4 protein-coding genes and 1 pseudogene are annotated in these 13,132 nt (G+C 51.2%); all 5 read left to right on the top strand.

Annotated features, from left to right (window positions below):
- A partial coding sequence (locus tag QJQ48_RS26900; RefSeq protein ID WP_346294314.1) for a calcium-binding protein occupies positions 1-1,206 on the top strand: 1,206 nt, incomplete at its 5' end.
- An 82-nt stretch (positions 1,207-1,288) separates the two neighbouring features.
- Positions 1,289-1,408, top strand: a pseudogene (locus QJQ48_RS26895) (transposase); the annotation flags it as partial.
- A gap of 538 nt (positions 1,409-1,946) precedes the next feature.
- Positions 1,947-4,259: a two-partner secretion domain-containing protein gene (locus tag QJQ48_RS26890; protein ID WP_346294313.1), complete on the top strand. Its 2,313-nt coding sequence runs from the start codon at positions 1,947-1,949 to the stop codon at positions 4,257-4,259.
- Between the two features lie 845 nt (positions 4,260-5,104).
- Positions 5,105-10,666 carry an amino acid adenylation domain-containing protein gene (locus QJQ48_RS26885; protein ID WP_346294312.1) on the top strand — a complete coding sequence of 1,854 codons (5,562 nt, stop codon included), beginning with the start codon at positions 5,105-5,107 and terminating at the stop codon, positions 10,664-10,666.
- Positions 10,667-10,712: 46 nt separating this feature from the next.
- Positions 10,713-13,132: type I polyketide synthase (locus tag QJQ48_RS26880; RefSeq protein ID WP_346294311.1), on the top strand; the 2,420-nt coding region annotated here is incomplete at its 3' end.

The raw sequence follows: 13,132 nt of genomic DNA, 5'->3' as shown, positions 1-13,132 counted from the left end.
GCTGCCGATATGCTTGATGGAGGCAGTGGTTATGATATTGGTATCTATCTAGGCGTTACAGGCATTACTCTCAACCTGGATACCGTTGCTCTTGAGGAGATTCAAGGCAACCTTGGTGCTGATACCTTTACCTCTTCTACTGGACAAGCTGTAAAGATGTTCGGTCATGGAGGAGACGATCGCCTGCAAAGTGGTGACGGTAACGACCAGCTTTTTGGCGGGGATGGTCATGACGTCATAATCACGACTGGCGGAGATAACTATGTCGAAGCTGGCCAGGGAAATGATCAAATAACGACTGGCAGCGGTCACGATACATTGGTTGGTAACGAAGGCAACGATACTCTAAACGCGGGTGCTGGTCACGACGTATTAGATGGCGGTGTCGGCAACGACAGTCTCGTCGCGGGCAGCGGCAACGATCAGCTCCAAGGCGGCGACGGCATAGATAGCCTTTACGGCGGTAATGGTCACGATACACTCTTTGGCGGTCTTGGGGACGATAGACTTTTTGGTGGTAGCGGCCACGATAGCCTATACGCGGATGCCGGCAATGATTGGCTAGAGGGCGGCGACGGTCACGATAATCTTTTTGGTAGCCGCGATAATAATCAAATTTATGGTGGCACAGGGCGGGATAAGCTCTACGGCGTTGCTGGCAGCAACCAGCTTTTTGGGGGTGAAGATAACGATAAAGTCTTTGGCGGCAGCGGCAACGATCGGCTTTTTGGTGATAGCGGTGACGATCAGCTCTATGCCGCTGCTGGAAACGACCGGCTAGAAGGCGGATCAGGTAACGATGAGCTGTTAGGTCAGTCAGGCAATGATGTGCTGCTAGGAGATGATGGCAATGACGTTTTACAGGGTACAGAACAGGGTACTGGTGAAATAGACAGTTTGACGGGCGGCCAAGGAACTGACTATTTTGTGTTGGGTAAAACGGGCCAGATCTTTTATGACGATGGCAATGATTTGCTACCAGGACTTGCAGATTATGCCCTGATTACAGATTTTGACTCCTCAGCAGATGTCATTCAGCTTAGTGGCATAGCAGAGGATTACGTGCTGGGGATTACGGCTGCTGGAACTCAGATTTACAGAGATAGTGATGGTTCTCAAGGCGTTAGCACCTCAGATGAGCTAATTGGTATTCTAGAAGGCATTTCAGAGATTACTTTGGCGCATAGTGCCTTCAAATTTGTTTAGAGGCTGTATGAAAAGTCAAAACTGACGTAGAAAAGCTCACACGGATAAGCTGAAGTTGAACAGTCACAGCACCGTGAGAGCTATGAGTAAGGCATACACAAGCAACCTGACGCGGGAACAGCTTGAGCTGATAGAGCCTTTGATTCTGCCAGCCAAGCCCGCGGGCCGGCCTCGCTCAGTCGATATGTGGGCCATCGTCAACGTGTGAAATGTCAGTTACCTCTTTGGCCCACGAGATGCGCAATGGGGTTCAGATTATTACAGCAGGTCTAGGTCTCAAGCTTCTGAGCCAATCCAGCACGACTGAGGAAATTCCAAACAATTTAACCTGCTAATGAGCAGCTATGAATGATTGCACTTCGATTCCATCGTTGTGCCCAAGTTAAGCGACGGTGTGCTCGCTGGTCACGGGTCATAAACGGTGACTTTAAAGGCGTCATTGTTGGGAATACATCAATCGGTTCAATCACGATCTGGTGCTGTCGCAACCTGAATGATCAATTTTTGTAAGCAAATTTCAATAAACGCGTTCAAAACTAGATCTTCACTAAGACCGATCAAGTATTTGTTATACACTTAGGCTAAGACAGCGTTTTATCTCCGCTACAATTCGCTGATTCGCCACAGATAATAGTTTTCTCCTGAAATTTATTGCTAGCTGCTGAGTCACCTCAAGTGGTTAGAGGAATATAAGTGAAAGATTGGCGGGTGAATGCGATCGCTGAGGAGATTCTTTCATCATGATTTGGACTCGCCAGTTTAGCTATTTTACAGGTAAATTAGCCGCCACTTTAAGCTTTAGTTTGATGTTCCAAGCTATTAGCTTACCTGTTAGGGCTCAGATTATTCCTGACCTTAGTCTAGATGATTCTCTTACGCCCGTAATCGAGGAATCGGTAGTCAATCAGGTTGATGGTAGCGACTTGAATCTTCGGATTACTGATGGTGTTGCCCAAGGCGCTAATCTTTTCCACAGTTTTCAAGAGTTTCATGTCAATGAAAACCAATCTGTTTATTTTGCTAACCCAGCCGATGTTGAAAATATTGTGAGTCGAGTGACTGGTAGCAACGGCTCTAATATTGATGGCCTCTTGGGGGTAGATGGCTCGGCTAATCTGTTCTTCGTCAATCCGAATGGCATTGTGTGTGGCCCAGATGCTCAGTTGGATATATCCGGCTCTTTTGTAGCCACAACTGGCGATGGCTTTCTATTCGATAACGAGATCTTTAGCGCTACAAATCCTGGTCTGGCTCCTCTCGTTGCCGTAAGCGTGACACCGGGGATTCAAATTGGCCCGGATGCTCCAGCGATGCTGATCGATGGGGCTACTCTGTCAGTGGGTGGTGATTTGCAGCTAGCAGCGGGTTCGATCACTTTTCAAACTTATAGAAATCTTGCTTTAGAAAACAGTATGTTACTAGCAACATCTGGAAAATTAGTTTTGGAGGCAAGTGAAGATATTAGAATTTTAGATAGCACACTCAGTTCTGAAGTTAGTTCTTCTGGAATCACTTTTTCCGGAACCACTTTTATAAAAGGCGATTCAGTTTTTATTGAAAGCAGTAATGTGAATAGTGTTAATAATATTGCTGACAGTAACAGCAATTTACTTAATAACCCAGGGCTTATTCAAATCACAGCCACTAATGAAGTTTCTATTAGTGAAAGTCAAATCACAGCAAGTGCGTTTGATTCGAATAGCGTTGCAGGCATAGTGACGATTAGTGGAAACAATAGTGTATCTATTGATAACAGTCTTATTACAAGTAATGATAGTCTTATTGATTCACCTGATGATAGTTTGGCTGATTCTTTAAGTCAAATCAATATTCTCTCTATTCAAGGTTCAGTTGTCTTAGATCGAACTGACATAGAAGCTAATGATTCTGGCAATGTTTTGGCCGGTTTGATTCGGATTAGTGGGCAGAATTATATAGGTGTAAACGATACAAATATTTCAGCCGCTGGAGGTTCAGGCGAAATCTTACTCGGTAACTCTGAAACCCGTCAGAGTTCAGATTTAACAGTAGGTCCAGGCGCTTTTTGGATTTTCTTGGTTGAGAACGCTGAGCAGATTCAAACAGTCCTCTTGGCTCCAACACCGCAAAATATCTCTATCGATCGAAGTATACTAACAACTACAAACAGATTAGACAGTCCACCGCCGCCTGATGAGGCTTTTGAGCAAACAAATAGAATAAGACCGCCTCAATTCTTTTCAGGAGGTGCGGTTTCTATTGAAGCTCAAGGTAATATCACAGTCATTGACAGCAGAATCCGAAATAATGTTGTAGGAATTCTAGAAAGAGAAGCGCTCACTCGTCTATCAGGAGAAGTTGTTTATCTCAACAATTCAGAAGTTTTGTCTGTTTCTGAAGTACGCTGCTTTGAAAATATATCTTGCCGAGACAATCCAAATGGAGATATCAGTCTCAATGTGGTAGATTTGCTACTGATGCAAGGGGATAGCCTGATTTCTGCTCGCGCATTTGAAGATGCCAATGGCGGTAATGTCTTCATTGATGCAGGTCAAGGCTTTGTGGTTGGGGGACGCCCCGGCGTTAATGGCAATGACATCATTGCTAGCGCTGAAGGGGGTGACGGCGGTTTTATCCAGATTAATGCCGCGGGTATCTTCGGCTTCCGAATCCAGCCAGCAGTACCCGGAAACCGAACCAACGATATTGACGCTAGCTCCGAATTTGGTAGCAGCGGCATTATTTCGACCACAAACTTGGGCCTTGACCCCACTCGTGACGCGGTTGATCTTCCTGTGATTTTTGTGGATACTTCCCAGCTGGTAGGCCGCTCTTGTCAGACAGCATTAATGACCGAAGAACACGTCAGCCGCCTATTCGTTACGGGGCGAGGGGGACTACCCCCCGATGCAACTGTTCCACTCAGCCCTGTTTTGGAGGAGTCTGACTGGATTGTCGTGGAGTCGGTAGTCAATGCTGAATCATCTGCAGTTCCCCTACATCTCTCTGTCAGCGATCGCCCTCCTAGCCCGCTCTCAGCAGCGTGTTACCTGCTTGTTTCAGAGTCACCGTAGCGAGACAGAGAGCGACAGCAAATTTTCGCTATTTTGACATGCAGATTTATCTCTTTAAAGGATCCTCTAAGTTAAATTAGTCAAACTTTTTCCGTGTTCAATTGTTAAGCGATCTTTTTATACTTCTAGTTTTTACTGACAGCCTATTTCACTAAAGCCTTGCTATCTCTCGCATATAGGGCTGAGATAGAGAAAGTTAGATCTCAGCTTTACATTAACTTTAAGTAAACTTTATATTGTCTTTAACAACGGAAAATATATTAAATAAATTAAATATGCTGATCTATTTTTCGGTTGCAGCATACACTTATGTTTAATTGATGGGTCATTTAACAGCTATACAGAATTCTTCAACTTCTATTGACCCAAGCAGGTTGCCTTAAATAAACATAGGCTCTCCAATGGGGACATGCTGAGTTTATTTGGGGCCGAATACTGATCGTGAATAATAATTTTTAAGAGACTTCTCTAAAAGTTTCACGTACTCTCTGAATTCAAGCAAAGCCAGTTCAAGTTGTCTGCAAAAACGCAATACTTGGGAGGTCTAAATCTTGCATTTTTTGTCAATATAAGATTCTTAAGCTTGTTATCAAAATGAAGCTCGACAGCAAAATTTAGGCTGGATATCTCTGCGCAATGCTTATACCTGGGTTGCCTGTTCAGCTTTTGTTTTGTCAATTTTTTCTGCTTTTGGATTTTCGTTTGTGAAAACTTTTTTTCAGACAAGCTTTAGTTTTAATCCCAGACTGATTTAACCGCTCCAATTTCAACTGATTGCTTCGTAAAACACGCTGTCTTGAACTGCACATTTGGAAAAATCCACGAGAATCTGCAGGTTCACTGCAATGGTCAATCATCTCTTTCAGCTAACAACTCACTTTTCTACCCTAATAGAACTCCTGCGTTACCGAGCTACTGAGCAATCTCAGCAGCGTGCCTATACGTTTTTAGTAGATGGTGAAACCCAGGAGGAAAGCTTAACTTACGCAGAGCTAGACAGTCAGGCACGCGCGATCGCGGCCCATCTGCAACAGCTTGAGGCCATAGGTGAGCGAGCCATACTGCTCTATCCACCCGGATTAGAATTTATCGTCGCTTTCTTTGGCTGCTTGTATGCCGGCGTTATTGCTGTTCCGGCCTATCCGCCGCGTCAAAACCGCAGACTGTCTAGGCTACAGGCCATCATGGTCAACGCTCAGGCCCGGTTAGCGCTGACATCTGCCAGTCTTTTGGCCAATATACAGGAAACTTTTGGCCAGGGTAACGGGCTGGAACGGCTGCAGTGGCTCTCAACCGACCGGCTTGATCTAAGTATTGCCAACCGCTGGCAGGAGCCAGCCATCGCTAGCAGCGACCTCGCCTTTCTGCAATATACGTCTGGCTCTACCGGAATGCCGAAAGGCGTCATGATCAGCCATCAAAATCTTTTGCATAACTCTGCCCTGATTCAGCAATGCTTTGGCGATACGGTCAAGAGCCTTGGTGTGTCCTGGCTGCCCCCCTATCACGACATGGGACTAATCGGCGGAATTTTACAACCGCTGTATGTCGGTGCGCCAACGGTGTTGATGTCGCCAGTGGCTTTCTTGCAAAAACCGATACGCTGGCTGCAGGCTATTTCTCACTATCAGGCCACAACCAGCGGTGGCCCCAACTTTGCCTATGACCTACTGTGTCAAAAGGTGACCCCAGAACAGGTCGCTGCGCTTGATCTCAGCGGCTGGCAGGTGGCCTTTAGCGGGGCGGAACCGGTTCGGGCCCAAACGCTAGAAAGCTTTGCAGCTAAATTTGCACCTGCTGGCTTTCGCTATCAGGCCTTTTATCCCTGCTATGGCCTAGCCGAAAATACCCTGATTGTGACCGGTGGAGACAAGGCAGCTTCTCCGGTTGTTCGCTGGATCGATGAGTCCGAGCTGGCTCAGCACAAGATTGCTGTCGTCTCTGCTGCCGCCTCTCTAGAACAAAGGACGGCCCGTGCCGTTGTTGGCTGCGGTCATCCTCACCTGGGACAGCAGTTGGTCATCGTTGATCCTGAGCGACTGACGGTTTGTGCTGAGGGGACCGTAGGCGAGATTTGGGTCGCAGGCGATAGCGTTGCCCAAGGCTATTGGCACCACCCGGTACAGACGCAAGCAGAATTTCAGGCTCATTTAGCCGATACCCAAGAAGGTCCATTTTTGCGAACCGGAGATTTGGGATTCTGGCTGGAAGGCGAGCTGTTTATGACTGGGCGCCTGAAGGATCTGATCATCATTAGGGGGTGCAATCACTATCCGCAAGATATTGAACTTACGGTAGAGCAGAGTCATCCGGCCTTACGAGCCAACTGTGGAGCCGCTTTTGCTGTTGAAGTAGAAGGTCAGGAGCGACTGATTGTGGTGCAGGAAGTTAAGCGCAGCTATCTGCGCAAGCTGCCGGTTGCAGATGTTCTCGACGCGATTCGTCGAGCTGTTTCCGAACAGCATGACCTGCAGGTGTATGCCGTCTTTCTGCTTAAAACAGCCAGCCTACCCAAAACCTCCAGCGGCAAAGTTCAGCGCCGCGCCTGTCGGACCCTCTTCAAACAGGGGCAGTTAAACGCGATCGCCGATTGGAGCGCCAATCCCCAAGATAAAACTCACTTTAAGCAATTGGCGTCTGAAATCGATTCCCTGTTTACGCAGGTGCAAAACGGCTCTAAACCTCCGGCGCAGCCCGCAGAACAGGCAGAATCACCTCTGGTTTCCAGCCCTCAGCCACTGACCCCGACGCAAATTTCGATCTGGCTCCGCGACCGGGTAACAGAACAGCTTCAGCTCGATCCCGGCGAAATTAGGCTCGATCAGCCCTTGATCAATTTGGGCCTCGACTCATTAACCGCGATTACCATTGCCGCAGAACTGCAGGAGCGCTTCTGCGGGCTACAGCCAGCCCCGGAGGCGGAGAGTCCCCTCTCGGCGGAAAGCCTGGTTGTGCAGCTCATCGGCGGTGAGAGTATCAGCAGCCTGTCGGCTCAGATCTGCCAGAAACTGCCGAAGACCCGGTTCGATGCCAGCGCTGCTGCAGTTAAGCAGCCGTCACCTGAGGGCAGCGGACCAGAGATAGGCTCAAATCAGAAATCAAGCTATCGACAATATCCTCTCTGCCATAATCAACAAGCTCTCTGGTTTTTGAACCAGTTGACCCCAGAGAGCGCGGCCTACAATGTTGCCTATGCAGCTCGTCTGCGGCCAGATTTGAATATACGCGCTCTGCAACAGGCTTTTGAGCACTTAGCTAAACGGCATGAAATTTTAAGAACCACCTACGCGCAGCAAGACGGTCAACCGATTCAAGTGGTTCACCCGGATCTGACAATTCCGCTACAGATTCAAGTGATCGCGGATGGGGGTGAAGCCGAGCTGCGTCAGTGGCTGACCCAGGCAGCCGAGCGTCCCCTAGATTTGAGCCGAGGGCCTATCCTACGGGCAAATTTAAGGGTTCAGCCTGGGGTTAGAGACGCTCACGCCGTCAAGGCCCCCGTCCTGCTAGTGACGGCGCACCATATTGCCGTTGACCTGCGATCGCTAGAGCTGCTCATGGCCGAACTGTGTCAGCTCTATGCGGCGGCAAACGCCGGGACGCTATCCCCAGCTTTACCAGCCCCTTGTCAGTACCAAGAGCATGTATTTTGGGAAGTGCAAAAGCTGGCAGGGGATGAGCACGAGCGGCTTTGGGTCTACTGGCAGCAGCAGCTAGCTGGTGAGCTGCCCATTCTGAACTTACCCACTGATAAGCCGCGTCCAGCCGTGCAAACCTACCGGGGAGCCTGCTATCCCTTCGAGCCAGCAGCAGACCTGATGGTTCACCTCAAAGCGGTAGCTCAAGCAGCGGGGACGACGCTTTACATGCTGCTTTTAGCAGCCTTTCAGGTGCTGCTGTATCGCTACACCCAGCAGACCGACATTTTAGTGGCCTCTCCGGTGGCTAACCGTCATTTGGCCCGGTTTGAGCGAGCAGTGGGATATTTTGCCAATACGGTTGTTTTGCGCACTCAGCTCTCTGCAGACCTCACTTTTAGCCAACTTTTAGGTCAGGTTCGCCAGACGGTTTTAGGCGCTTTGGCACATCAGGCCTACCCGTTTTCACTTTTGGTCGAAAAGCTGCAGCCCACCCGCGATCCCAGCCTTTTACCTCTAGCCCAGGTATCTTTCTCCTGGAATCAGCTCCGCCATGCCGATGTGGCAGGCGGCACCCAAGCCCAGACAGATCTACTGGCTGAACCCATCCTTTTGGGGCAGCAGGGAGCTGCCTTTGACCTGATGCTCAATTTTTACGAGGCAGGCGGCACGTATCAGGGCGTCCTCAATTACAACAGCGATCTGTTTGAGGCCGCCACAGTTGCCAGGCTGGCCCGCCATTTTCAAGTTTTGCTGGCCGCCATTGTCGCCAATCCGCAGCAGCAAATTGCCGAACTGCCGTTGCTCGAAACCGATGAGCGGCAGCAGCTCCTGGCAGGATGGCGCGATCGCGCTACCAGCCATGCCGACCGTCCGTGTCTGCATCAGCTCTTTGAAGCGCAGGTGGCGCGATCGCCAGATGCGATCGCCATCACATTTGAGGCCCAGGCTTTGACCTACCGGGAGTTGAATAACCGAGCTAATCAGCTAGCGCATCGGCTTAAATCTTTAGGCGTGGAACCAGAATCCCTAGTGGGCCTCTACGTCGATCGCTCACCTGAGATGATTGTCGGTATTTTGGCAATTCTCAAAGCGGGTGGCGCTTATGTGCCAATCGATCCAGCCTATGCCTCAGAGCGCTTGGCCTCTATCCTTGCAGATGCGTCGATAAAAATTCTGGTAACGCAGCAGAGCCTGCTGGACCAGATGCCAGCGCTGCCGGTACGGCTGGCTTGTTTAGACACTGACCCAGCTGTCATCACGCAGCAGACCTGCGAAAATCCTGTCAGCACCGTTACCGCTGCCAATCTGGCCTATGTCATCTATACTTCCGGCTCGACCGGCAAACCTAAAGGGGTTTTAGTCAGTCATCACAATGTCACTCGCCTGTTTGCAGCTACGGAGCACTGGTTTAAATTTGAGCCCACCGATGTTTGGACCCTATTTCACTCCTATGGGTTTGATTTTTCAGTTTGGGAAATTTGGGGAGCGCTGCTGTATGGCGGGCAACTGGTGATTGTGCCGCAGGCCGTTGTGCATTCGCCCTCTGCTTTCTATGAACTCTTACATCGCCAGCAGGTCACGGTTCTCAACCAAACGCCCTCATCATTTCGCCAGCTAATCAAAGCCGAAGAGCTGAGCAGGGAAACAGTTGCTCCAGATTCACTCAAGCTGCGTTTAGTCATCTTTGGCGGTGAGGCGCTGGAGTTGCAGAGCTTGAGGCCGTGGTTTGAGCGGCACGGAGATCAGTCTCCCCAACTGGTCAACATGTATGGCATTACTGAAACGACGGTACACGTTACCTATCGGCCCCTCCGCATGGCTGATTTAGACAGCCGCGCCAGCGTGATTGGCTGTCCCCTGCCCGATTTGCAGGTTTATATCTTAGATTCGGCCCGGCAGCCGGTGCCGATTGGTGTACCGGGAGAAATGTATATCGGCGGGGCGGGGGTTAGCCGTGGCTATCTCAACCGCCCTGAAATGACCGCCCAGAGCTTCGTGCCCAATCCCTTTGGCCCATCAAATACCTATCTGTATAAATCGGGGGATTTGGCCCGCTACCTGCCCAATCGTGACATTGAATATCTGGGACGAATTGATCATCAGGTCAAGATTAGGGGCTTTCGGATTGAGCTGGGCGAGATCGAAGCGGTTCTGGGTCAGCATCCGGGCATCCGAGAAACGGTCGTGCTGGCTAGACAAGACTCGCCGGGAGATAGGCGTTTAGTCGCCTATATTGTGCCGAAACAGCCGACTTTGACCACCAGCGAACTCTACTGTTTTCTCAAAGGACGGCTCCCCAACTACATGATACCGGCGGCCTTTGTGCTGCTGGAGGCGCTGCCCCTGACGCCCAATGGCAAGGTCGATCGGCGGCTCCTGCCTGCACCCTCAGGACTGCGCCCGGATCTGACCGTCCCTTATGCCGCTCCTCAAACCGAGATTGAGCAACAGATTGCGGCGGTTTGGCAACAAGTTCTGCAAGTCAACCAGCTGGGAATTCACGACAATTTCTTTGAGCTAGGCGGCAATTCCCTGCTGTTAGTTCAAAGCTACAACCAGTTGAAAGAACTGGCTCAGCCCAACTTATCAATTGTGGATCTGTTTCAATATCCCACCGTAGAGACACTTGCTAACTATTTAAGCCAGACCCCAACTCAGCCCTTTGTTACTACCGAAGGGGCTGAGCGGATTGAGAGACGCAGGAATTGTCAGGCGGCTGTCAGGCAGCGGCGAGAGTTTAGGCAACGACATCGAGCCAAACCCTAGCTCTTTAACAAGATGAACCCGATAGTCCGAAAAAGCGTGTGCAGTTATGGATAAGCCGGATTTTTCTCAGTTTGTCAGCGATTCAGATATTGCCATCATTGGCATAGCCTGTCGTTTTCCGGGGGCAAAAGATGTCAACGAGCTGTGGCACAGCCTGCAAGCGGGCAAAGACTCTATTTCGTTTTTCTCAGATCCAGAACTTTTAGCGTCAGGGGTTGATCCCGCTTGGTTAAGCCACCCCAGCTATGTCAAAGCTCAGGCCGTTTTAGCCAATATCGAGCTATTTGATGCCTCATTTTTTGATTTCAGCCCGACGGAAGCAGAGATGATCGATCCGCAGCAGCGTCTTTTTCTAGAATGTGCCTGGCAGGCTCTAGAAAGTGCGGGCTATGACGTGGAAAGCTATGGGGGGGCGATCGCGGTCTATGCGGGCACCAGCCTCAATACCTATCTGCTGCATAATCTGATTCCCAGTTTAGACACGTCGGAATCAGCAGCCCTTTACCGGCTGATGTTGGCAAATGGGCAAGATTTTTTATCCACGCGGGTTTCTTACAAGCTCAATCTGAAGGGGCCGAGCCTTAGTGTGCAAACGGCCTGCTCGACCTCCCTAGTTGCCACCCACTTGGGGTGTCAGAGCCTACTCAATGGCGAATGCGATATGGCCCTAGCGGGGGGCGTTTCCATTCGCGTGCCCCACCGGGCCGGCTATCTCTACCAAGAAGGAATGATTCTCTCACCCAATGGCCAGTGCCGTGCTTTTGACGCCCAGGCCCAGGGGACAGTGGTCGGGAATGGGTTGGGCATTGTGGTCTTGAAGCGGCTAGCTGAGGCGATCGCCGATGGCGACTATATTTACGCCACGATTAAAGGCTCCGCGATTAACAATGACGGCGCTGTGAAAGTTGGCTATACCGCCCCCAGCGTTGAGGGACAGGCCGCCGTAATTTCAGAAGCGCAGACGGTCTCAGGAGTTGCAGCGGAGACCGTCACCTATATCGAAGCTCACGGCACGGGCACCCACCTGGGAGATCCAATTGAAATCGCCGGACTCACTGCCGCCTTTGGTCAGGCATCCGAGCAAAAGCAGTTCTGCGCCATCGGCTCGATCAAAACCAACATTGGTCACCTCGACGCCGCCGCTGGCGTAGCCGGTCTGATCAAGACGGCTCTATCGCTGCAGCACCGGCAGATTCCGCCCAGCCTCCACTTTGACAGCCCCAACCCGCAAATTGATTTTGGCCACAGCCCGTTCTATGTCAATACGCGCTTAGCTGAGTGGACAGCTAACGGCATGCCCCTGCGAGCGGGCGTCAGCTCTTTTGGCATTGGCGGCACCAACGCCCATGTCGTTTTGGAAGAAGCCCCCCCCAGAGAAGCCTCTGGAGCGGCTCGCCCCTGGCAGGTACTGCTGCTTTCGACCAAGACTGAAACCGCCCTTGATCAGGCCACTGCCAACTTGGCGACCCATCTGCAGCAAAATCCTGAGCTGAATTTAGCAGATGTAGCTTACACCCTGAGCCGGGGCCGCCAAGCTTTCAGCCACCGCCGCCTGCTGGTTTGCCAGGAGACGAGCGAGGCTGCGATCGCCCTGGCTGGCCTAAATCCCAGGCAGGTGCTTAGCCATGCTGGGTCGGCGGCAAAGCGGCCTGTGGCATTTATGTTTTCCGGCCAGGGGGCGCAGTACGTCAATATGGGCCTGGAACTTTATCAGCAGGAGCCAGCTTTTCGATCGCAGATCGATCTTTGCTCAGAAATTCTCATGCCTGCCCTGGGTTGCGATCTGCGTCAGCTCCTGTATCCTGCTGAGGCGCAGGCTGCTGAGGCGGCGCAACATCTAAATCAAACCGCGATCGCTCAGCCTGCCCTCTTTGTATTTGAATATGCGCTGGCCCAGCTATGGCTGTCCTGGGGAGTACGACCCCAGGTCATGATTGGGCACAGCCTAGGGGAATACGTGGCGGCGTGTTTAGCAGGCGTTTTCGCCTTAGAAGACGGCCTCTCCCTGATTGCCGCCCGGGGACGACTCATGCAGCAGCTACCGGCTGGGGCGATGCTGGCGGTTTCACTTGCCGCTGGTGAAGTAGAGCCGCTGCTGAATCAGGAACTCTCGCTGGCGGTCGTCAACAGTCCTTCTCGCTGCGTGGTGTCCGGTTCCTTTAGGGCTATAGAGCAGCTACAGGCGCAGCTAGCTGCAAGCGGTATTGACCAGCGGCGGCTCAAGACGTCCCATGCCTTTCATTCCGCCATGATGGAGCCAGCGCTGGCAGACATGGTGGCTGCCGTGCAGAAGATTCGCCTCAATCCGCCCCAAATTCCCTATGTGTCCAACGTAACGGGAAGCTGGATCACCGCCGCCGAGGCCACCGACCCAACCTATTGGGCCCAGCACATGCGCCAGACTGTGCGCTTTGCTGACGGCATAGAGCAGCTACTGCAAAATCCCCAGCAGATCTTATTAGAAGT

The sequence above is a fragment of the Sphaerothrix gracilis Ecp01 genome, from assembly GCF_030405905.1.
GTDB classification, from domain to species: domain Bacteria; phylum Cyanobacteriota; class Cyanobacteriia; order Phormidesmidales; family Phormidesmidaceae; genus Sphaerothrix; species Sphaerothrix gracilis.
The sequence above is the reverse complement of the archived record's forward strand: the minus strand, read 5'-3'. Positions and strand labels throughout refer to the sequence as shown.

Coding starts and splice junctions, on each gene's coding strand:
- QJQ48_RS26890 (WP_346294313.1), top strand. CDS start 1,947: ATGATTTGGACTCGCCAGTTTAGCTATTTTACAGGTAAATTAGCCGCC.
- QJQ48_RS26885 (WP_346294312.1), top strand. CDS start 5,105: ATGGTCAATCATCTCTTTCAGCTAACAACTCACTTTTCTACCCTAATA.